The sequence below is a fragment of the Pseudonocardia sp. Ae505_Ps2 genome, assembly GCF_001932425.1.
Lineage (GTDB): Bacteria > Actinomycetota > Actinomycetes > Mycobacteriales > Pseudonocardiaceae > Pseudonocardia.
Genome location: NZ_MCIP01000001.1, coordinates 1,805,137 through 1,824,426 on the forward strand (window position 1 = coordinate 1,805,137; position 19,290 = coordinate 1,824,426).

Consider the following 19,290-nt stretch of genomic DNA (forward strand, 5'->3'; position numbering starts at 1 on the left):
CGCGTCTCACGATCGGGTCAGCTCCAGGAACACTCGGGCGCCGAGGTGCACGTCGGTCACGCGCAGACCGGCGCGGCCGGCGGTCACCGCGAGGGGGACCGCGCCCTGCACCGCCCACGGGATCGGCTCGCCCGCCCCGCCGCCGCAGAGAACCCGGGCGGTGCCGCGCCAGGCGTGCTCGGGACGCGGGTCGGCCTCCACCAGCACCGTCCCGCCGCGGGCGAGCAGCCGCGCGGCGCGGGTGAGCAGGGCGGCCGGGTCGCCGCCGATGCCGAGGTTGCCGTCGGCGAGCAGCACATGGGACCAGCTGCTCTCCCCGGGCAGCGGGCCGAACAGGTCGGCCTGGACCATCGCGACGCCCCGGTGGCGGCAGAGCACCCGGGAGACCGCGGAGCCGTCGACGCCGAGGGCGGCGATCCCGCGCGCGGCGAGTGCGGCGAGCAGCCGGCCGGGCCCGCAGCCGAGGTCGACGGTGGGGCCGGTGCAGTGGCGGACCAGCCAGTCGTCGCAGCCACCGGCCGCGTCGGCCCAGCGGTCGACGTCCAGGGCGATCTCGGTGCCGTCGTCGCAGAGCAGGCGCGAGGGTGCGCCGGACAGCGGCATGTCGAAGCCTTCGGCGGTCACGGTCACACCGACACCTCCGGACATCGCAGGGTCAGCTCGGCGACGGCGCGGGCGAAGCGGCTGCCCGGGACCTGCGCGGCGACGGCGACGGCCTCCGCGGCCGTGTCGACATCGGTCAGCGGCTCGGCGAGGACCACCCGCAGCCCGGCGGCCCGCAGCGCGTCCAGCGTCCGGTCGCCGGTCTCGGCGGTCGACATCGGCACGCCGTGCAGCGCGGCGGCGGCGAGCGGGTCGCGCAGTCCCAGCACCCACCACCCGCCGTCGGTCGCGGGGCCCAGGACGGCGTCCACCCCCGGTTCGGCGAGCCGGTCCGCACAGCGGGACAGCAGCTCGGTCGACGCCTGCGGGGTGTCCATCCCGACCTGCAGGGTCGGGCGTCCGGGGTGGCGCGCGAGGGCGTCGGCGTGCGCGGCGGCGATCCGTGCGGCCAGACCGTCCCCCCGCTGCGCGACAACGCCGAGCCCGTCCAGCGCGGCCGCCAGCTCGGCGGCCCCGGTGGCGGCGGCCCGGTCCCCGGTCAACGCGACGACGGTGTCGCCGGGCACCCCGGCGGCGGCGCCGAGGGTGTCGAGCAGCGCCGCCGAGGCGATCGCCGCGGCGAGCTCCGGCGTCGCGGGCGGGCACAGCCGGGTCTTGACCCGGCCCGGCTCGGGGGCCTTCGCGAGGACGACGGTGGTCACGGGGCCGGTCATCGCAGCAGCCGGATCATGTCGCGCCCGGCCCGGACGGTGCCCGTGACGGAGCCGGAGACCTTGGACCGCCCGCCGGCGCGGCGGGAGTAGGCGACCGGGATCTCGTCGAACCGCCAGCCCGCGCGCCCCGCCCGCAGGAGCAGCTCCAGCGGGTAGCCGAAGGCCCGGTCCTCGATCTGCAGGTCCAGCAGTGCCTGCCGGCGTGCGACCCGGATCGGGGCGATGTCGTGCACCGGGACCCCGCGGGCGCGCAGCATCCCGGCGATCACCGCGTTCGCCGCGCGGGCGTGCCAGGGCCACACACCGACCGTGTCCGGCACCCGCCGTCCGACGGCGATGTCGGCACGGCCGGACGCGACGGTCTCGGCCATGCCGGGCAGCACGTCGGGGTCGAGGGAGCCGTCGCCGTCGAGGAAGGCCACGAGCTCACCGGTGGCCGCCTCCAGCCCGGCGTGCACGGCGGCGCCGTAGCCGCGTCGCGGTTCGACGACCACGCGTGCCCCGTGCCCACGTGCGACCGCGGCGGTGTCGTCGGTCGACCCGTTGTCGACGACGATCACCGGCCAGTCGTCGGGCATTCGCTTGAGGACATACGGCAGCGCCTCCGCCTCGTCGAGGCACGGCAGCACGATCTCCGGGTGCACGTCGCGATCCTCACCTCTCTGCCGGACCACCGCCCGCCGAATGCGGGACGGTCCCGCAGGGGGTTCGGACGGCGTCCCTCAGCGGCTCGGGGCGATCGGTGAACGGAGCGGGTCGGTCGCGAAGGCCGTCACCCCGTCGGTGAAGCTGGTCCGGGCGCGGAAGCCCAGCCGGGAGGCGGCGTAGGCCGGGTCGGCGACGACGTGGCGCACGTCGCCGGGCCGGGCGCCGCCGACGATCTCGGGCTCGGGACCGTCCATCGCGCGGGCCAGCTCGGCGGCGAGGTCACCGATGGTGTGCGGCTCGCCGGAGCAGACGTTCGCGGCGCCGAAACCGGTCGGCTCCGGATCGGCGACGAGTGCGGCCGCGTTGGCCGCGGCGACGTCGGTGACGTGGACGAAGTCCCGGCGCTGCCGGCCGTCCTCCATCACCCGCGGCGCCTCACCCCGCTCCAGCGAGGACCGGAAGATCGACGCCACGCCCGCGTAGGGGGTGTCGCGGGGCATCCGGGGGCCGTACACGTTGTGGTAGCGCAGCGACCACACGGTGCCGCCGGTCTGGCGGGCCCAGGCGCTCGCGAGGTGCTCCTGGGCGAGCTTGGTCGCGGCGTAGGTGCTGCGCGGGTCGACCGGCGCGGACTCCGGGACGAGGCCGGACTCGAGGTCCTTGCCGCACTCCGGGCAGCGGGGCTCGTAGCGGCCGGCCTCGATGTCGTCGAGCGCGCGCGGCCCGGGCCGGACGACGCCGTGGTCGGCACAGTCGTAGCGGCCCTCGCCGTAGACGACCATCGACCCGGCCAGCACGAGCCGGTCCACCTTGGCGGCGTGCATCTGCGCCAGCAGCACCGCGGTGCCGAAGTCGTTGTGGGAGGCGTAGTCGGGGGCGTCGGCGGCGGAGACGCCGTGCCCGACCATCGCGGCCTGGTGGCAGACCGCGTCCATCCCCGGCAGGAGCCGGGACAGGGTCTCGCCGTCGCGGACGTCGCCCCGGACCAGCTCGTGGTCCAGCTCCGGGGCCTCGCCGCCGTGGGCCTGCGGCAGCAGCGCGTCGAGCAGGACGACCTCGTGGCCGTCGGCGACGAAGCGGTCGGCGACGTGGGACCCGATGAATCCGGCACCGCCGGTGACGAGAACACGCATGTCCGCAGACGCTAGGGCGTGCCGGCCCCGCCCGCCGGGTGCACGTCCGGCCCGGCAGCGCTGTCCTCGGGCCCGGTCGCGCTGCCCTCGGGCCCGGTCGCGCGGTCGGCGGGCCCGGCCGTGCGGTCGGTGTCCCAGGCCTCGGCGGCGGCCAGCGCCAGGCCGAACAGGCCGGCCCGGGCCTCGCGGGCATCGGTCCAGCCGCGGTGCTCCCACTCCGGCCCGGCGAGCGAGTCCGCGGCGAGGAACACCTGGCCGTAGCCGACCCCGATCCGGCGCGCGGCCGCGACCAGCGCGGACGCCTCCATGTCGACCACCGCGCAGCCCTCGTCGCGGCGTCGCGCGACCCGCGCCGGGGTCTCCCGGAACACCGCGTCGGTGGTCCAGCACCGCCCGACGACGTACGGCACCCCGGCCCCCGCCAGGGTCCGGGCCACCGCGTCGACGCCGTCCGGGTCGGCGTCGATCGTGCGCGACGGCGGCTGGTAGTGGAACGAGGTGCCCTCGTCGCGCAGTGCGCTGCCCAGGACGACGGCGTGCCCCAGCGTCAGCTCGTGCCGCAGCGCCCCGGCACCCCCGACCCCGACGACGGTGCGGACGCCCAGCGCCGCGAGGTGCTCCAGGAACATCGCCGCCAGCGGCGCGCCGACGCCCGGGTGCAGCACCGCGACCGGTGTCCCGCCGGGCCCGGTCGTGCGCCAGACCGGGCTGCGGCCGAGCTCGCTGCGCAGCACGGTCACCGCCGCGGAGCGTGTCCCGACGTCGGCGACGACCTCGGGGAACCAGCACAGCACCGCCGCGGACGGCATGTCCGGGCGGTGCGGGGTGATCGCCGACGCCCGGATCACGCCCTCGGCGTCCAGGTCGTCCTCGTGCAGGGGGAGGTCCATCGGCGACGATCATCCCCCGCGGACCCGGTCGGGTGGAACCGCAGGTCGACGGGGTGCCCCTCGCGTCCGGCGTCCCCGAAACGCCGGTGCGCAGTATCGTCGGCGACCAGCGCCCTGACCCCGGGCGGATCGGAGGGTGGGACAGGCATGGCCGGAGACTTCCGCGGCCCGCCCCCCGCGGGCGGGCGTCCGCCGCAGGGCGAGCCACCGCGCGGTGGCCGTCCCGCCCGGCCCGGCAGTCCCGGCTGGACGAACCAGCCCCGCAACCCGCTGCCCGGTCACGGGGGCCGTCCGCTCCCGCCGCCGTCCCCGCCGCAGCAGCAGCCCGGGTCACCGCCCTCGCGCGGGGGCCGCGGACCGCTGCGCAAGCCGCCGCCCGGCCGCGCCGCCGGGGCACCGCCGCCGACCCGGGCCGCCGCGCCGGCGCGCCCGGTCATGCCGCGCCCCGCCGGATCCGGAGCCGGAGGAGCCGGGGCCGGGGTGCATCCCGCGTCGCAGGCGCCCCGCGACGGCCGGGTCACCCGTGGCCCGTCGATGCCGGACTGGCGCCGCGTCGGCCGGGCCACCCGCGGGCGCTGGAAGGCCGTACTGATCCTGTTGCTGGTCGCGATCGTCGGGTTCGGCGTCTACCTCGACCAGAACATGACCCGGGTGCAGGCGCTGCCCGCGGACTCCCAGGCGTCGTCGTCGGGGACGAACTACCTGATCGTGGGCTCGGACAGCCGCGAGGGACTCTCCGCCGAGGACGAGGAGCGCCTCGCCACCGGCGATGCGGCGGGCCAGCGCACCGACACGATCATGCTGCTGCACACCGGGAGCTCCGGGAGCGTGCTCGTCTCCATCCCGCGCGACTCCTACCTGCCCATCCCCGGGAAGGGCAGCAACAAGGTCAACGCGGCGTTCGCGTTCGGCGGGCCGGAGCTGCTGGTCGCGACGGTCGAGGGTGCCACCGGCCTGCACATCGACCACTACGTCGAGGTCGGCTTCGGCGGGTTCGTCGGCGCGGTCGACGCCGTCGGCGGGGTGGACATGTGCGTCCCCCGCGCGATCGACGACCCGAAGGCCGGGCTGAACATCCAGGCCGGCTGCCAGGAACTCGACGGGACGACCGCGCTCGGCTACGTCCGCACCCGCGCGACGCCCGGTTCGGACTTCGACCGGGTCAAGCGGCAGCGCGAGTTCCTCTCCGCGCTGCTCGGCAAGGCCACCAGCCCGCTCACCCTGATCAACCCGTTCCGGATGGTCCCGCTGGCGTCCGCGGTGACCGGGACGATCACCGTCGACGACTCCGACCACATCTGGAACCTCGCCGGCCTGGCCTGGGGGATGAAGGGCGTCTCCGGTGGCGACGGCGTGCAGACGACCGTCCCGATCGGCGGCAGTGCGGGCGGGTCGAACCTGCGCTGGGACCGCACCCGGGCCCAGGCGCTGTTCGGCGCCCTGCAGAACGACCAGACCCCGCCGGAGTCCAGCTTCGGCCCGTGAGGGACGCCGGTCAGGCGGTCTTCTTCGTCGACCGCCGACGCGTGGTGGTCGACTTCGCGGGCGTCGCGTCGTCGGTGCCGGTGGCGTCGCCGCTCGTGTCCGTGTCCTTGTCCGCGGTCTTCTTCGGCCGGGAGGAGGACCGCCGGGCCGGGGTCTTCTTCTCCGTTGATCCGGAACCCGATCCTGAACCCGGCCCGGAACCCGATCCGGAACCGGAGTCCGACTTCGTCGACCGTGCCGCGTCCACACTGGCCTGCAGCGCGGACAGCAGGTCGCTCATCGAGTCCCCGCCGTCGTCGGCGGCCTCCGCGGCGGGCGCCGGGCGGGCCTCGCCGTCGGACTTCTTCGCCTCGATCAGGTCGGCCATCGCGTCGCGGTACTCGTCGTGGAACTCCGACGGGTCGAAGTCCGCGCCCATGCTCTCGACCAGCGACGAGGCCATCTTCAGTTCCTGCGGCTTGGTTCCTGCGGCTTGAGGTCGACGTCGTTGTCCAGGATGTCGAAGTCCGGCTCACGGATCTCGTCCTGCCAGATGAGGGTCTGGAGCACGATCGCCTTGCCGCGCACCCGCAGCAGGGCGAGGGTCTCGCGCTGGCGCAGCGCCACCTTCACCACGGCGGTGCGGTCGGTCTCCTCGAGCGCCTCGCGCAGCAGCGCGTAGGGCTTGGCGGCCTTGGTCTCCGGTTCGAGGTAGTAGCTCTTGTCGAAGAGCATCGGGTCGATCTGGTCGTTCGGCACGAACTCGATCACGTCGATCTCGTGCCCCGTCTTCACGGGCAGCGACGCGAGGTCGGCGTCGTCGAGGGTGATCAGCTCGCCGTCGGGGGTCTCGAAGCCCTTCACGATGTCGGCGTAGGTGACCTCCTCGCCGCACACCTCGCAGGTCCGCTTGTAGCGGATGCGGCCACCGTCCTCGCCGTGGACCTGGTGGAACCGGACGTCGTGGTTGGTCGTCGCCGAATAGACCTTGATCGGGACGCTGACCAGCCCGAAGGACACGGCCCCGCTCCAGATCGCGCGCATGCGGTCCCCCCTCGCGTGCCGTCGATGGTGACAGCATGACGGTGTGCAGCCCATGCTCGCCACCCCCGGACCCCTCCCGACCGGCACCGGTTGGTCGTTCGAGGTCAAGTGGGACGGCATGCGCGTGCTGGCCGAGGTCACCGATGGCGGTGGCGAGCCAGCACTGCGTCTGCGTACCCGTTCCGGCCGCGATGTCACCGCGAACTTCCCCGAGCTCGCCGGTCTGGTGGACCTCGCCCCGGACGTGCTCCTCGACGGCGAGGTGGTGCTGCTCGACGGCGGTGTCCCCAGCTTCGCCGCGCTGGCCCACCGGATCCACGGTCCCGCGGGCGGGCGTCCGGTCACCTTCATGGTGTTCGACGTGCTGCGCCTGTACGGGGTGCCGCTGCTCGACCGCCCGCTGTCCGAGCGCCGGGCCACCCTGGAGCGGCTCGACCTCGCCGCCACCCCGCACGTCGAGGCGTCCCCGCTCTACCCGGACGGGGCCGCCCTGCTGGAGGTGACGGCGTCGCGCGGGCTGGAGGGCGTCGTCGCCAAGCGGGAGGACTCGCGGTACCGGCCGGGCCGGCGCAGCCCGGACTGGGTGAAGATCGCCCACCGGCAGTCGCAGTCCTGTGTGGTGGGCGGGTGGAAGCCCGAGCGCGGCGGCGGTGGCGGTCGGGTCGGGGCGCTGCTGCTCGGTGTCCCCGGCCCGGACGGTCTGGAGTTCGCCGGCCGGGTCGGGTCCGGGCTGGCCGGGGCGGCGGTGCAGGACCTGCTCGCCGCCCGGCTGACCGAGGTGCCGGAGTCGCCGTTCGCGCAGCTCCCGCCCCGGCCCGACGCCGCGGACGCCCACTGGTGCTCCCCGACGGTCGTCGTCGAGGTCGCCCACCTCGGGTGGACGGCGGCGGGCCGGCTGCGGCAGCCGGTGTTCCGCGGGATCCGCGACGACGTCGAGGCCGTCGACGTGCGCCGGGAGCCGGGCTGAGGGGCATCCGATCATCACCCGTTCGTATGGTCCGGGCGGCGGTGTGGTTCGGTGTGCGGCGACATCGATGATCCGGAGGCGACCTGCGTGGCGGTCATGCTGACCTGGCGATCCGACCCCGAGACCGACGGCGCCGCGGGCACGGAGTCGGCGCGCATCACGACCACTGCCGGCGGCTTCCGTGCCGTCGGCCGGATCATCCGTGGCGGGGAGGGCGGGGTGCTCACCGCGTCCTACCGGCTCGTCGTCGCGGGTGACGGGACGCTGTCACGGCTCGCCGTCGACGTCGCCACCGCCGAGGGGGAGCAGCAGCTCACGCTCTCGCGCAGCACCGACGGCGTCTGGCTGGTCGACGACGGCTCCGTCGGCAGCCGCGGCCACTTCGGCGGCGCCCGCGACGTCGACCTGGCCTTCAGCCCGGTGTTCAACGCGCTGCCGCTCCGGCGCCTCGCCCTGCACCGCGAGCCCGCCGAGCACGTGCTGCCGATGGTGTTCGTCGACCTCCCGACGCTGACGGTCGAGAACACCGAGCAGACCTACCGCACCGTGACGGCCGGGTCCCCCGGCACACCCGGTGTCGTCCGCTTCGCCGCCGGGTCGTTCGTCGCCGACATGACCGTCGACGACGACGGGTTCGTCCTGGACTACCCGGGCGTCGCGTCCCGGGTGAGCCTCTAGCGCTTCACCGGCTCGACGACGTCGCCGCGGCGGCCGAGCTCGCGCAGCTCGGCGAACACGTCCGGGGCGTCGAGGTCGACCGGCACCTCCAGCGGCTCGCGGGTGGAGGCCCACCGCATCCGCGCCTCGTGCCCGGAGCGGACGGTCGCGGCCAGCCCGCCGGTGGAGGCCAGCGCCCCGCGCATCGCGCCGAGCCGGCCCAGCGCGTCGTCGACGGCGGCGAGCAGCGCGCCCCGGTTGCCCTCGCACATCGCCAGCACCAGCTCGGGGCGGGTCCCGGCGACCCGGGTGCCGTCGGCGAACGAGCTCGCGGACAGGGCGAGGGCGAGATCGTCACCCTGCTCCCCGGCACCGACGGAGGCGAGCACCGCGGCGAACAGGTGCGGCAGGTGCGAGATCCGCGCGACGGCGACGTCGTGCTCGTCGACGGCCGCGGGCACCACCCGGGACCCGCAGTCCCAGGCCAGCTCGGCGACGTCGCGCCACACGTCGACGTCGAGACCGTCGTCGGCGGCGACCACCCAGGCGGCGTCGGTGAACAGCTCCGCGGACCCGGCGGACCAGCCGGACTCGGCCGTGCCGGCCATCGGGTGCCCGCCCACGAACCGGGTGCGCGGCGCGAACTGGGCGACCGCGTCCGCGACGGGCACCTTCACGCTGACCGCGTCGGTGAGCCGGCAGGTGGGGGCGACCGCGTCGACCCGGCGCAGCACCGTCTCCAGCGCGGTCAGCGGGACGCACACGACGACCAGCGCGTCGGCCTCGGCGGCCCGGGCCAGCGCGGCGTCGGTGTCGGTGGTGACGTCGAACCCGTCGGCGACGGCGGCGGCCGCGGTCGGCTCGGACGCGGCCGTGCCCCAGACCTCACGCCCGGCGCGGGCCGCGGCCCGCATTAGCGACCCACCGATCAGTCCGGTCCCCAGCACGCACACCGCTCGCATGCGTCACGAGGGTAGAGACCACCCGTTCCCGGCCCCGCGCGGACTCCACCCTCTCGCACCTCCCGGCCCGGTGATCACCGTGTGGGGAGTGCCGGGGCGAGGGACCTGCGCTGCACGCTCCACAGTCGGCGATCATCGACGGGCGAGCAGCGCGGCCCCGCGGGGGGACAGCCGGTAGCCGGTCTCCAGGCTCTCGGTCAGGCCCAGCTCCTTGAGCGCGCGGACGTCGCGCTTGAAGGCGAGGGTGTCCCGTCCGGCCCGCTCCGCGAGCTCGGCGGCCCGGACCCCGGGCAGCTCGGCGACCAGCCGCAGCGTGGGCCGGGTCCAGGGCCCGCGCCGCGACCGGCGGTCCATCCGGTCCAGGGTCGCGACGACGTCGTCGAGGTCCCCGGTCGCCTCTCGCAGCGACTCCCGCGGGTCGGTCCCGGCGAAGCGCAGCCGGATGCGGAACACCGGGTCCGAGGGAGCCCCGCGGAACGCGCGGCGCACCCGGTCGGCCGACTGCTCACCGGCGGCGCGGGCGTCGTCGTCGGTGATGGCGGCCGGGTCCACCTCCTCCACGGCGACGACCTCGACGACCCCGGCCGCGGTCCGCAGCGTCGAGCCGGCGACAATCCGGGAGCGCGCCCACCGGCGGTAGACACGATCGACGTCGCCCTCGGCCACTCCGCGGGCCACGGCCACCGGCAGGATCACCGCAGAGCCCCCTCCAGCGCCCGCGCCAGCCCCAGCAGCACGTCCTCGCCGACGGTGATCCCCACCAGCTGCACCCCGGCCGGCAGCCCCGGCACCGGCACCGGCAGCGCGACGACGGGCCGGTCGAGCAGGTTGAACGGCGAGGTCAGCTGCAGCATCGACGGCAGCACCGGCACCCCGTCGTGCTCGGTCGCGCCGATCGGGGTGGCCCGCAGCCGGGTGGTGGGGCAGAGCAGCACGTCGCAGGAGGCCCCGAGCCGGTCGAGCAGGGCGCGCCCGATCCGGCGGCGCTCGCGCCGGGCGTCGACGTAGACGTGCGTGGGCACCTCGGCGTGCGGGGCGAGCCGGGCGGCGGTCGCGGGCTGGTACTCGTCGCGGCGCTCGGTGAACCAGTGCCGGTGCGTCGCGTAGGCCTCCGCGCCGGTGATCACGGGGTAGGTGGCGGCGAGCTCGGCGACGCCGGGGGTGTCCTGGGCAGCGACGGGTGCGCCGAGCGCGGTGAGCGCGTCGGCGGCGGCGCGGACGGCGTCGGCGATCACCGGGTCGTGCGGGCGCCACCAGTCGTCGCCGGCGACGCCGATCCGGGGCAGCACCGCCGCGGCTGACGCGCCGGGCTCCCCGAGCGCGGTGCGGGCGACGGCGAGCGAGGCGGCGTCGGCGGCCAGCAGCCCGACCGTGTCGAACGACTCGGCGAGCGGGAACACCCGCTCGCCCGGGATGGCCCCGCGCCGCGGCTTCAGCCCGGCGACGCCGCACAGCGCGGCCGGGGTCCGCACGCTCGCCCCGGTGTCGGTCCCGACGGTCAGCGCGAGGTGCCCGGCGGCGACGGCCGCGGCGGGCCCGGAGGACGAGCCGCCGGTGATCCGGGACGGGTCGTGCGGGTTGCGGGCCGGGCCCGTGGCCGCGACGTCGCCGGTGGGGCCGTAGGCGAACTCGTGGGTGTGGAGCTTCGCGACGACCACGGCTCCGGCGGCCCGCAGCATCGTCACCACCGGCGCGTCGGCGGCCGCGGGCCCGGCGTCGGCCAGCAGCCGCGAGCCGCACCGGGTCGGCAGCCCGGCGACGTCGACGAGGTCCTTGATCCCGACGGCGACGCCGTGCAGCGGCCCCAGCCGTCGGCCCGCGGCGGACAGCGCGGTCAGCTCGGCGGCGCGTTCCCGGGCCCGGTCGGCGTCGAGGGCGACGACGCTGCCGGTGGTGTCGGACTGCAGCCGGGACAGCACGTCGTCGACGTGCTCGGAGGGCGAGAGCTCCCCGGAGTCGAGGGCCCGCAACAGGTCGGGGAGCGGCAGCACGCGTTCAGCCTGCCGTCGCTCCCCGCCTCCGACAACCGGTGATCAGCAACCGGTGATCAGCGCGCGGCCAGCTCCCTGGCGATCTCGCGGGCCTCCTCCGGCGACGACGCCGACGGCTGCCCGTCGCGCAGCGGGCGCCGCGCCGTCTCGGGCAGGAACAGCAGCGTGACGACCCCGATCACCCCGGCGGCCATCAGGTAGTAGCCCGGCCACAGCAGGTCCCCGGTGGCGAGGACGACCGCGGACATCACCAGCGACACGGTCCCGGCGAACGCGGACACGAAGATGTTGAACGCGATCGACAGACCGCCGTAGCGGATCTGGGTCGGGAACAGCGCCGGCAGGGTCGAGGGGCTGGTGGCGGAGAAGCAGATCAGCAGCAGGCCCATGAGCAGCAGCCCGAGGAACACCGAGGGGATCGAGCCGTTCTGCATCAGCAGGATCATCGGGATGCCGAGCACGATCAGCCCGCCGGCTCCGGTCCACATGATCGGTTTGCGCCCGATCCGGTCGGAGAGCCTCCCGAGCAGCGGGATCACGAACACCGCCAGCCACAGCACGACGATCTGCAGCCACGACGACGTCGTGGAGTCGATCGAGGTGCCGCCGTGCTGGTCGACCGTGGTCTCCAGGTAGGTCGGCATGTAGCTGGTGAGCATGTAGTTCGTGACGTTCCAGGCGACGACGACGCCGCCGACCATGACGAAGGTCGGCAGGTACCTCGTGAAGATCAGCTTGAGGCCGTCCTTCACCTGGGTGCCCTCGCGCTCCTCGGACTCCGAGAGCATGGTCTGGAACGCCGGGGTCTCCTCCAGCCTGACCCGCAGGTACACCCCGACGATGCCCAGCGGCAGCGCGACGAAGAACGGGATCCGCCAGCCCCAGCTGGACATGTTCTCCGGGCTGAGCAGCAGCGGCAGCACCGAGGCGATGGTGGCGCCGAGGGCGTAGCCGACGAACGTGCCGAGCTCGAGGAAGCTGCCGAAGTACCCGCGACGACGGTCGGGCGCGTACTCGGCGATGAAGGTCATGGCACCGGCGTACTCACCGCCGGTGGAGAAGCCCTGCAGGACACGGGCGGCGCCGAGCAGGATCGGCGCGGCCAGCCCGATCGAGGCGTAGGACGGGATGAGGCCGATCAGGAACGTGCCCAGCGCCATCAGGATGACCGTGATCGACAGGACCTTGGTCCGGCCGATGCGGTCGCCCAGCGGGCCGAAGAACAGTCCGCCGAGCGGGCGGAAGAAGAAGGCGACCGCGAAGGTCGCGAACACCGCCACCTGGGACAGCGGCCCGGGCGGGAAGAACTCGGCCTCGATGGTCGTGGCGAGATAGCCGTAGACACCGAAGTCGAACCATTCGGTGATATTGCCGACCGCGGCCGCAGCAACCGCGCGGCGCATGGTCGCGGGGTCGGTGACGGTGACGCCGTCGACCGCCCCGTCTGCTGTGTCGTCCACTCGTTCCCCCTGGCGACTGGGCACGCCACGGTGACGCTTTCGTCGTAGAACTGTCGGTCCGTGGCGTTCTGTCCGATTGCTTGAACAATTCTCCTCGACGTTAACGAGGCGCCGCGTCCATTGCCGGATGGGGCGTCGTCGTGGCTGTGAGCGGAGTCATCCGAATCGGTGCTTCCGCAGGCGGGACAGCGCTTTTTCGACGTGGGACCGTGGTCGACGGGCGCAGATGGCGCCCGTGGGACTCGCAAGCGTCGCGACTCCGCCCGGGTCATCCGGACCCGGTCACCGGACCCGGCGCGTGCCCGTGTGAGGAGGAGCCGTCATGGCTGTGTCGAGCGCCGTTTTCCTGTCGATCATCGCGAGCACGGGGGTGGGCCTGGCGGTCACCTCCGCGCTGGCCGCCTACGCCCAGCGCAACTGGAAGGGCTACGGCCGCGTCTCCGCCGGCTCGGCCGACGAGACCGCCTGAGCGACCGCCCCGACGGCGCCGCGCTCCTTCCGGGGGCGCGGCGCCGTCGCGTGTTCAGCCCGTCGCGGCCAGGGCGAGACCGGCGTACACGGCGACCCCGGCCGGGAACGCCGCCTCGTCGAACACCACCCGGTTCGAATGGTTCGGCGGGGCGAGGGCGGGATCGACCGACGGCGGCCGTGCCCCCAGGAAGGCCAGCGAGCCCGGCACCCGGTCCAGCACGTAGGAGAAGTCCTCCGCGCCCATCAGCGGATCCGGCATGGCGACGCAGGCGCCGCGGCCGAGCACCTTCTCCGCGACGCGCACCAGCCCGGCGGTCGCCCGGTCGTCGTTGCGGGTGACCGGGTAGCCCGGGACGATCTCCACCTCGGCCGTGCAGCCGTAGGCCAGCGCGGTGTGCCGGCAGTGCTCGATGACCGCCTGGTGCAGCAGCGCGCGCACCGGCTCCGACAACGTCCGCAGCGTCCCGGTCAGCAGCGCGGTCTCCGGGATCACGTTGTCGGTGGTGCCCGCCTCGATCCGGGACACGGTGAGCACCGCTGACTCCTGCGGCCCGACCCGGCGGGTCAGCAGGGTCTGCAGGCCCCCGACCATCGCCGCGGCGGCGGGGACCGGGTCGCAGGCGTCCTGCGGGGCCGAGGCGTGCCCGCCGCGGCCGGTCACCCGGACCCGGAGCACGTCCGCGGCCGCCATGATGGGGCCCGGCCGGTGGTGGAGCTGCCCCGTCGGCACGGTCGAGGAGATGTGCAGGGCGTAGGCCAGCTCGGGGTCCTCGTCGAGCACTCCCTCGTCGATCATGTGCTGGGCGCCGTGGAACCCCTCCTCGCCCGGCTGGAACATGAACACCACCCGGCCGGCGATGCGGTCCCGCCGGTCCGCGAGCAGCCGCGCGGCCGAGGCGAGCATCGCGGTGTGGGTGTCGTGCCCGCAGGCGTGCATGACGCCGTCGGTGCCCGAGGCGAAGTCCAGCCCGGTGTCCTCGGGCAGCGGCAGCGCGTCCATGTCACCCCGCAGGAGCACCGTCGGTCCGGGACGGTCGCCGTCGAGGACCGCGGTCACCGACGTGCACGAGCCGCCCGTGCGGATCCGCAACGGCAGCCCGTCGAGGGCGCGCAGCACCGCGTCCCGGGTACGGGGAAGGTGCAGTCCGAGCTCCGGGGCGCGGTGCAGCTCGCGCCGCAGCGCCACCGTCCGCGGCTGCAGGACGCGGGCGGCCTCGAGCAGGCCGCCGGGGAGCCCCGCGACCGAGGCGGGCGTGATGGGCATGGACCGATCGTCGCTGACCGGAGCCCGTCCGGCGCCCGCAGGCCCGGTGTGACCACGCGTACCTGGTCGTGGCGTGACTCACAAGCCCGGAGCGACGTACCGTTGACGCGTGCCCACACAGAGCGTTGAGGCAGCCCCGGACACCCGTGGCGCCGCCCTGCCCGGATTCGCGGTCGCCGCGATCCGGGAGGAGGGTCGTTGGCGCTGTGTCCGGCTGGGCTCCGAGGCGCTCGTGGATCTCGACGCGGCGATCGCCGCGCTGCGCGCGCAGCGTTCCACCGGCGCGGTGCTCGGCCTGCTCGACGTCGACGACGAGTTCTTCGTCCTGATCCGCCCGTCCGCGGGCGGGGTGCGGCTGCTGATCTCCGACGCCGTCGCCGCGCTGGACTACGACATCGCCGCCGACGTGCTCGACCTGCTCCGCGTCGAGCTCTCGCCGGACGACGACGCCCTCGACGACGCCTGGCCCGAGGGTGACCTGGGCATCGTGGCCGACCTCGGTCTGCCCGCCGACGAGCTGGAGATCCTCGTCTCCGACCTCGAGCTCTACCCCGACGAGCAGCTGGACACCATCGCCCGCCGGTGCGGGTTCGCGGCTGCGCTGGACGAGCTCGTCGGCTCCTGAGTGTTCCGCTCGGCCGACCGGCTCGCGCTGGGCCGCGCCCTCGACGTCGCACGCGGCGCCGCGGCGACCGGGGACATCCCGATCGGCGCGGTCGTGCTCGCCGCCGACGGCACCGAGCTCGCCGCGGCCTGCAACGCCCGCGAGGCCACCGGCGACCCGACCGCGCACGCCGAGGTGCTCGCCCTGCGTGCCGCCGCCGCCGTCGTGGGGGAGTGGCGGCTGACCGGGACGACCCTCGCCGTGACCGTCGAGCCGTGCACGATGTGCGCCGGCGCGATCGGGCTGGCCCGGGTCGAGCGCGTCGTGTTCGGGGCGTGGGAGCCGAAGACCGGCGCCGCCGGCTCGCTGTGGGACGTGCTGCGCGACCGTCGGCTCGCGCACCGGCCCGAGGTCGTCGGCGGGGTCCGTGCAGGTGAAGCAGCCGCCCTGCTGCGCGAGTTCTTCGGTCGGACCCCGTCCGTCGACCGTGACTGAGCCTGGAGTAACCTTGTCGGCGGTAGCGTGTCCGAGCGGCCGAAGGAGCGCGCCTCGAAAGCGCGTGAGGTTCACGCCTCCGTGGGTTCAAATCCCACCGCTACCGCCAGGTCAGAGGGCCGGATCCCCGGGTCGGGGGTCCGGCCCTCTGTCGTTGGCGCGATGAGTTCCCGAGGGCCGGGCGGTCCCTGTGGTGGTCGACGATCCGCTCACCACCCGGGAGGCCCCACCGTGACCGATGTCTGGAAGCTCGTCCACGCCGAGCGCGCCGCGCTGCTCGCCGACCTCCGGGACCTCCCCGACGACCGGTGGGACACGCCGTCGCTCTGTCCCGGATGGACCGTCCACGACGTGCTCGCGCACCTCGTCGACACCGCCCGGACCACCCGGACCCGGTTCGTCCTCGGCATGCTGCGCGCCCGCATGGACTTCGACCGGCAGAACGCGGCCGGTGTCGCGCGCGAGCGCGGCGCCACTCCCGAGGAGACCCTGCGGCGGTTCGCGGCCTGCTTGCCGCTGACCGCCACGCCGCCGGCCCCGCTGGCGACCCGCTGGGTCGAGATGGTGGTGCACGGCGAGGACATCCGACGTCCGCTGGGGATCGTCCGGCCCTACGGACCCGCCGCCGACGCCGGTGCCGTGCAGGTGCAGGCCCGCACGTCGGTGTCGTTCGGGGGCGCCCGCGAGACCGTCTCCGGCCTCTGTCTGCGGGCGACCGACGCCGACCTCGTGATCGGGTCCGGCACGGAGGTGACCGGGACGGCGCTGGCCCTGCTCCTCGCGGTCTCGGGGAGGCCGGTCCGGCCGGGGGAGCTCGTGGGGCCCGGCGCGGCCGTGCTCGCGCGGGCGGAGTGATCTCCGCCCACCTCCGACCGTGGTCCGAGGCCGCGGATCATTCCCGGCTCCGATGTGGCCGACCGCTCTCCGCCGCGACAGTGGGTACACACCCCCACACGAGGAGCTGGAGATGACCACGATGACCACCACCCCGGAACCCACCCGCCCCGGTGACCCGGACGCCTACCCCGTTCTCACCGTCCTGATGCTGATGCTGGGTGGTTTCGTACTGCCCGTCGTCGGCTGGCTTGCCGGCGTCGTGATGCTGTGGACCGGTCGCTCCTGGACGGTCGGGGAGAAGTGGCTCGGCACCCTGGTGTGGCCGGGGATCGTCGCCGTGCCGGCGCTGGTGCTGGCCGTAGGCCTCGCGGTGCCCTCGGAGCCGGGCGCCGGGCACTGGGCGATCATCGTCGCCGGGATCGTCGGTGTCCTGGGTGCGCTGGTCGTGCTGCCCTGGACCTTCGTCCGGCTGCTGCGCGCCGCTCGGCCTACCCACTGAAGTTGGTAGTGATGCTCGCTCGAACAGGTGAACGGAATATCCGTCACGCAACCTCCTGATTCGGACTTGTGAGACACATCGCTGCCGCGTATGCGGAGGTAGGTGCACCCAGGGGCGGCGATGTGCGGGTTTCGTCGAGTCGCGTGGGTCACATCGTCGTCCGCATCACGACCACGGCCACCCTCGTTCCGCTCTCCAACGGACTCCGTCGGCCGCTCCCCTCCCGGGCCACGGAGCGAAGGAGAGGACAACGATGTCTGCCCCGACTCGTGCACGCGCCGAACGCCGCGACGTCAGTCGTCGCCGGTTCCTCGGCTACCTGGTCGCCGCCCCCACACTGGTCGTCGCGGCCGAGGTCGGCCGCCAGCAGCTGTTCGCCCCGCCGGGGGCCTCGGCCGCGGCGATCCCGTCGCCGCCCCAGGTCGCCGACGCCTACGACCTGCTCGATGCCATCCGAGACTCGTCCCGCCCGACCTCGGCGCTGGTCCGGGTGGAGGTGAACCGGGACGGCACCGTGTCGTTCGAGCTGCCGCGGTCGGACAACGGGCAGGGGATCATCACCTCGACCGCGATGATCATCGCGGAGGAGATGGACCTCGACCCGGACCAGGTCAGGGTCACCCTGGCCGACTCGCGCCCCGAGCTGGTGTTCAACCAGCTCACCGGCGGCTCCAGCACGACGTTCTCGACCTACACCCCGATCCGGGTCGCCGCGGCGATCGCCAAGGGCAGGCTGCTGGACGCGGCCGCCGCCCTCCTCCAGCAGGACGCGAACACGCTCACCAGCCGTGCCGGGCTCGTCACCGGCGCCGGGGGCAGCGCGATCCCGTTCGGCGAGCTCACCGAGGCCGCGGCCGTCGACGCCACCCGCTCGGTCGAGGTCGTGCTCAAGCCGCGCGAGGAGTTCACGGTCATCGGGACCGACCGGCGCAACGCCCAGGCCCGCGACATCGTCACCGGGCGCAAGCAGTTCATCGCCGACCTGAAGATCCCCGACGCGCTACCGACGGTGATCTGCCGCGGCCCCGGCCTGAACTGCGCCCCGCTGTCGGTCGCGAACGCCGACGAGGTCCGCTCCATGCCGGGCGTCACCGACGTCGTCGACTGCGCCACCGGCGTCGCCGTGCGCGCGCACACCTACGGCCAGGCCGTCGACGGGGTGAACGCGCTGCGCGTGCGGTGGGACGCCGGCACCGTCGAGGGCGAGAGCGACGAGTCCGTGCTGCAGAAGGTGCGGGCGGCCGAGCTGCCGCTGGCGGTCCCGTCGGTGCCGGGGGAGACCGTCGAGGGCGACTTCACCTTCTACTTCCGCAGCAGCTCGGCCCTGGAGACCAACACCGCGATCGCCGATGTCCGGGACGGCAGATGCGAGATCTGGACCTCGCTGAAGATCCCGATCACCGTGCAGCACGACATCGCCGAGCAGCTCGGGCTGCCGGTCAACGCGGTCACCATCCACATCGTCCCGGGCGGCGGCTCGTTCGGTCGTCGTCTCTTCGGCGACGCGGCCAAGGAGGCCGCCGAGATCTCGCAGAAGCTCGGCAAGCCGGTCAAGCTGATCTGGTCGCGCGCCGACGACTCCCGCCAGGGCAGGGTGCACCCGATGGCCACCTCCCGGATCCGGGCGGTCGTCTCGGGGGAGTCCGTCGTCAGCTTCGAGCAGCGCCACACCGGCGTCGCCTGCGACTTCGGGCACGGCTTCGGCGACGCCGTCACCGCGGCCGCCGCGAAGGCCCCGCTGGGGCAGGTCTCGGTCGCGGAGGCGATCTGGGAGCTGACCCAGGCCACGCCGTACGACTTCGGTGTCCAGACCCGGCTGCTCAACGAGGTCGACATGCGGTTCAACACCGGCTCGATGCGCAATGTGTACTCGCCCGACGTCTGCACCGCCCGCGACCTGATCGTCGACCGCATCGCCGAGAAGATGGGCAAGGACTCCTACGAGTTCCGCCGCGAGTTCCTCCGCAACGACGCCATGCGCGCGGTGCTCGACAAGGTCGCGGAGGAGGGCGACTGGGGCCGGTCGATGCCCGACGGCACGGCGCAGGGCATCGGGTTCCACGTCGAGTACAAGGGGTTCGCCGCCTGCCTGGTCGAGATCGACTGCCGCCCGCAGACCGTCGACCGGAAGGTCCGCCAGGCGCGGACCGGTCCGCGCGTGACCAAGGCTGTCTTCGCCGTCGACGGTGGCCTGGTCATCAACCCGCTCGGCTTCAAGGCCCAGATCATGGGTGGGATCAACGACGCGATCGCGATGACGCTGACCGCGGGCCTGCACCTGGTCGACGGGCACTTCGTCGAGGCGAGCTGGGACAACTACTTCTACACCCGGCAGTGGAACACCCCGCTCGACCTGCAGGTCCACCTCGTCGACAACGGTCGGCCGGAGCCCGGCGGGGCCGGGGAGTTCGGCGTCGCCCCGACCTGCGGGGCGATCGCGAACGCCTACGCCAGGGCCACGGGCCGGGTGCCGGACCACTTCCCGATCCTGCACAACGAGCCGCTGCCGTTCGAGCCGTATCCGACCGTCCCACCGATCCCGCCGTCGCCGACCAACGGCCTCGACTTCGCCCGCTGAGGAGGTTGAC

Annotated in this window: 21 protein-coding genes and 1 tRNA gene; 10 read left to right on the forward strand and 12 right to left on the reverse strand. The window is 74.4% G+C overall.

The window, feature by feature from the left end:
* Positions 1–6: 6 nt before the first annotated feature.
* The 5 genes from Ae505Ps2_RS08525 to Ae505Ps2_RS08545 form a co-directional block, all read right to left on the reverse strand.
* Positions 7–630: a methyltransferase domain-containing protein gene (locus tag Ae505Ps2_RS08525; RefSeq protein ID WP_020624082.1), complete on the reverse strand. Its 624-nt coding sequence runs from the start codon at positions 628–630 to the stop codon at positions 7–9.
* Positions 627–1,316 (reverse strand): DUF2064 domain-containing protein, encoded by a 690-nt coding sequence (locus tag Ae505Ps2_RS08530; RefSeq protein WP_075308932.1) that lies wholly within the window; start codon positions 1,314–1,316, stop codon positions 627–629. The genes Ae505Ps2_RS08525 and Ae505Ps2_RS08530 overlap by 4 nt, the downstream gene beginning before the upstream one ends.
* Positions 1,313–1,960: a glycosyltransferase family 2 protein gene (locus Ae505Ps2_RS08535; protein ID WP_075308930.1), complete on the reverse strand. Its 648-nt coding sequence runs from the start codon at positions 1,958–1,960 to the stop codon at positions 1,313–1,315. The genes Ae505Ps2_RS08530 and Ae505Ps2_RS08535 overlap by 4 nt, the downstream gene beginning before the upstream one ends.
* A gap of 78 nt (positions 1,961–2,038) precedes the next feature.
* Entirely contained in the window at positions 2,039–3,097 is a 1,059-nt protein-coding gene (locus Ae505Ps2_RS08540; RefSeq protein WP_075308928.1) for an NAD-dependent epimerase/dehydratase family protein, read from the reverse strand.
* Positions 3,098–3,108: 11 nt separating this feature from the next.
* Positions 3,109–3,987 carry a nucleoside phosphorylase gene (locus Ae505Ps2_RS08545; protein WP_139318858.1) on the reverse strand — a complete coding sequence of 293 codons (879 nt, stop codon included), beginning with the start codon at positions 3,985–3,987 and terminating at the stop codon, positions 3,109–3,111.
* Between the two features lie 147 nt (positions 3,988–4,134).
* Here Ae505Ps2_RS08545 and Ae505Ps2_RS08550 point away from each other — a divergent pair, with 147 nt between their 5' ends.
* Positions 4,135–5,472 (forward strand): LCP family protein, encoded by a 1,338-nt coding sequence (locus Ae505Ps2_RS08550; RefSeq protein ID WP_075334090.1) that lies wholly within the window; start codon positions 4,135–4,137, stop codon positions 5,470–5,472.
* A gap of 10 nt (positions 5,473–5,482) precedes the next feature.
* Here the strand turns inward: Ae505Ps2_RS08550 and Ae505Ps2_RS33240 are convergent, their stop codons facing one another.
* The gene (locus Ae505Ps2_RS33240) at positions 5,483–5,914 is read right to left on the reverse strand and encodes a hypothetical protein (RefSeq protein ID WP_249265237.1); all 432 of its coding nucleotides are present in this window, start codon (positions 5,912–5,914) and stop codon (positions 5,483–5,485) included.
* Between the two features lie 2 nt (positions 5,915–5,916).
* Entirely contained in the window at positions 5,917–6,495 is a 579-nt protein-coding gene (locus Ae505Ps2_RS33245) for a Ku protein (protein ID WP_249265238.1), read from the reverse strand.
* Positions 6,496–6,547: 52 nt separating this feature from the next.
* Between Ae505Ps2_RS33245 and ligD the strand changes: the two genes are divergently transcribed.
* Both ligD and Ae505Ps2_RS08565 read left to right on the forward strand, forming a co-directional pair.
* A complete protein-coding gene (ligD, locus tag Ae505Ps2_RS08560; protein WP_083695481.1) occupies positions 6,548–7,462 on the forward strand; it encodes a non-homologous end-joining DNA ligase in 915 nt (304 codons plus the stop codon).
* A 96-nt stretch (positions 7,463–7,558) separates the two neighbouring features.
* Positions 7,559–8,140, forward strand: a complete 582-nt coding sequence (locus tag Ae505Ps2_RS08565) for a putative glycolipid-binding domain-containing protein (protein ID WP_075554203.1) — start codon at positions 7,559–7,561, stop codon at positions 8,138–8,140.
* On the opposite strand, the gene Ae505Ps2_RS08570 is transcribed toward Ae505Ps2_RS08565, so the two are convergent.
* The 4 genes from Ae505Ps2_RS08570 to Ae505Ps2_RS08585 all read right to left on the reverse strand — a co-directional run bounded on the left by Ae505Ps2_RS08570 (position 8,137) and on the right by Ae505Ps2_RS08585 (position 12,475).
* Positions 8,137–9,081 carry a prephenate dehydrogenase gene (locus tag Ae505Ps2_RS08570; protein WP_075308920.1) on the reverse strand — a complete coding sequence of 315 codons (945 nt, stop codon included), beginning with the start codon at positions 9,079–9,081 and terminating at the stop codon, positions 8,137–8,139. The two genes, Ae505Ps2_RS08565 and Ae505Ps2_RS08570, sit on opposite strands and share 4 nt — an antisense overlap.
* 132 nt (positions 9,082–9,213) lie before the next feature.
* Positions 9,214–9,777: a hypothetical protein gene (locus tag Ae505Ps2_RS08575; RefSeq protein ID WP_020624092.1), complete on the reverse strand. Its 564-nt coding sequence runs from the start codon at positions 9,775–9,777 to the stop codon at positions 9,214–9,216.
* The gene (locus Ae505Ps2_RS08580) at positions 9,774–11,072 is read right to left on the reverse strand and encodes an amidase (RefSeq protein ID WP_083695483.1); all 1,299 of its coding nucleotides are present in this window, start codon (positions 11,070–11,072) and stop codon (positions 9,774–9,776) included. The genes Ae505Ps2_RS08575 and Ae505Ps2_RS08580 overlap by 4 nt, the downstream gene beginning before the upstream one ends.
* A 56-nt stretch (positions 11,073–11,128) precedes the next feature.
* Positions 11,129–12,475 carry an MFS transporter gene (locus Ae505Ps2_RS08585; RefSeq protein ID WP_084786499.1) on the reverse strand — a complete coding sequence of 449 codons (1,347 nt, stop codon included), beginning with the start codon at positions 12,473–12,475 and terminating at the stop codon, positions 11,129–11,131.
* Between the two features lie 379 nt (positions 12,476–12,854).
* Between Ae505Ps2_RS08585 and Ae505Ps2_RS31845 the strand changes: the two genes are divergently transcribed.
* Positions 12,855–13,001 (forward strand): hypothetical protein, encoded by a 147-nt coding sequence (locus Ae505Ps2_RS31845; protein ID WP_020626980.1) that lies wholly within the window; start codon positions 12,855–12,857, stop codon positions 12,999–13,001.
* Positions 13,002–13,055: 54 nt separating this feature from the next.
* On the opposite strand, the gene Ae505Ps2_RS08590 is transcribed toward Ae505Ps2_RS31845, so the two are convergent.
* The gene (locus Ae505Ps2_RS08590; protein ID WP_075308914.1) at positions 13,056–14,267 is read right to left on the reverse strand and encodes a M20 family metallopeptidase; all 1,212 of its coding nucleotides are present in this window, start codon (positions 14,265–14,267) and stop codon (positions 13,056–13,058) included.
* 109 nt (positions 14,268–14,376) lie between these two features.
* Here Ae505Ps2_RS08590 and Ae505Ps2_RS08595 point away from each other — a divergent pair, with 109 nt between their 5' ends.
* The 6 genes from Ae505Ps2_RS08595 (at position 14,377) to Ae505Ps2_RS08620 (ending at position 19,280) form a co-directional block, all read left to right on the forward strand.
* Positions 14,377–14,892 carry a tRNA adenosine deaminase-associated protein gene (locus Ae505Ps2_RS08595; protein ID WP_170917021.1) on the forward strand — a complete coding sequence of 172 codons (516 nt, stop codon included), beginning with the start codon at positions 14,377–14,379 and terminating at the stop codon, positions 14,890–14,892.
* Positions 14,893–15,366: a nucleoside deaminase gene (locus Ae505Ps2_RS08600; protein ID WP_075308912.1), complete on the forward strand. Its 474-nt coding sequence runs from the start codon at positions 14,893–14,895 to the stop codon at positions 15,364–15,366.
* 21 nt (positions 15,367–15,387) lie between these two features.
* Positions 15,388–15,475, forward strand: a tRNA-Ser gene (locus Ae505Ps2_RS08605).
* Between the two features lie 122 nt (positions 15,476–15,597).
* Entirely contained in the window at positions 15,598–16,221 is a 624-nt protein-coding gene (locus tag Ae505Ps2_RS08610) for a maleylpyruvate isomerase family mycothiol-dependent enzyme (protein WP_075308910.1), read from the forward strand.
* Positions 16,222–16,333: 112 nt separating this feature from the next.
* A complete protein-coding gene (locus tag Ae505Ps2_RS08615; RefSeq protein WP_020626252.1) occupies positions 16,334–16,702 on the forward strand; it encodes a hypothetical protein in 369 nt (122 codons plus the stop codon).
* A 253-nt stretch (positions 16,703–16,955) separates the two neighbouring features.
* Positions 16,956–19,280 (forward strand): molybdopterin cofactor-binding domain-containing protein, encoded by a 2,325-nt coding sequence (locus Ae505Ps2_RS08620; RefSeq protein ID WP_075308908.1) that lies wholly within the window; start codon positions 16,956–16,958, stop codon positions 19,278–19,280.
* Positions 19,281–19,290 lie beyond the last annotated feature (10 nt).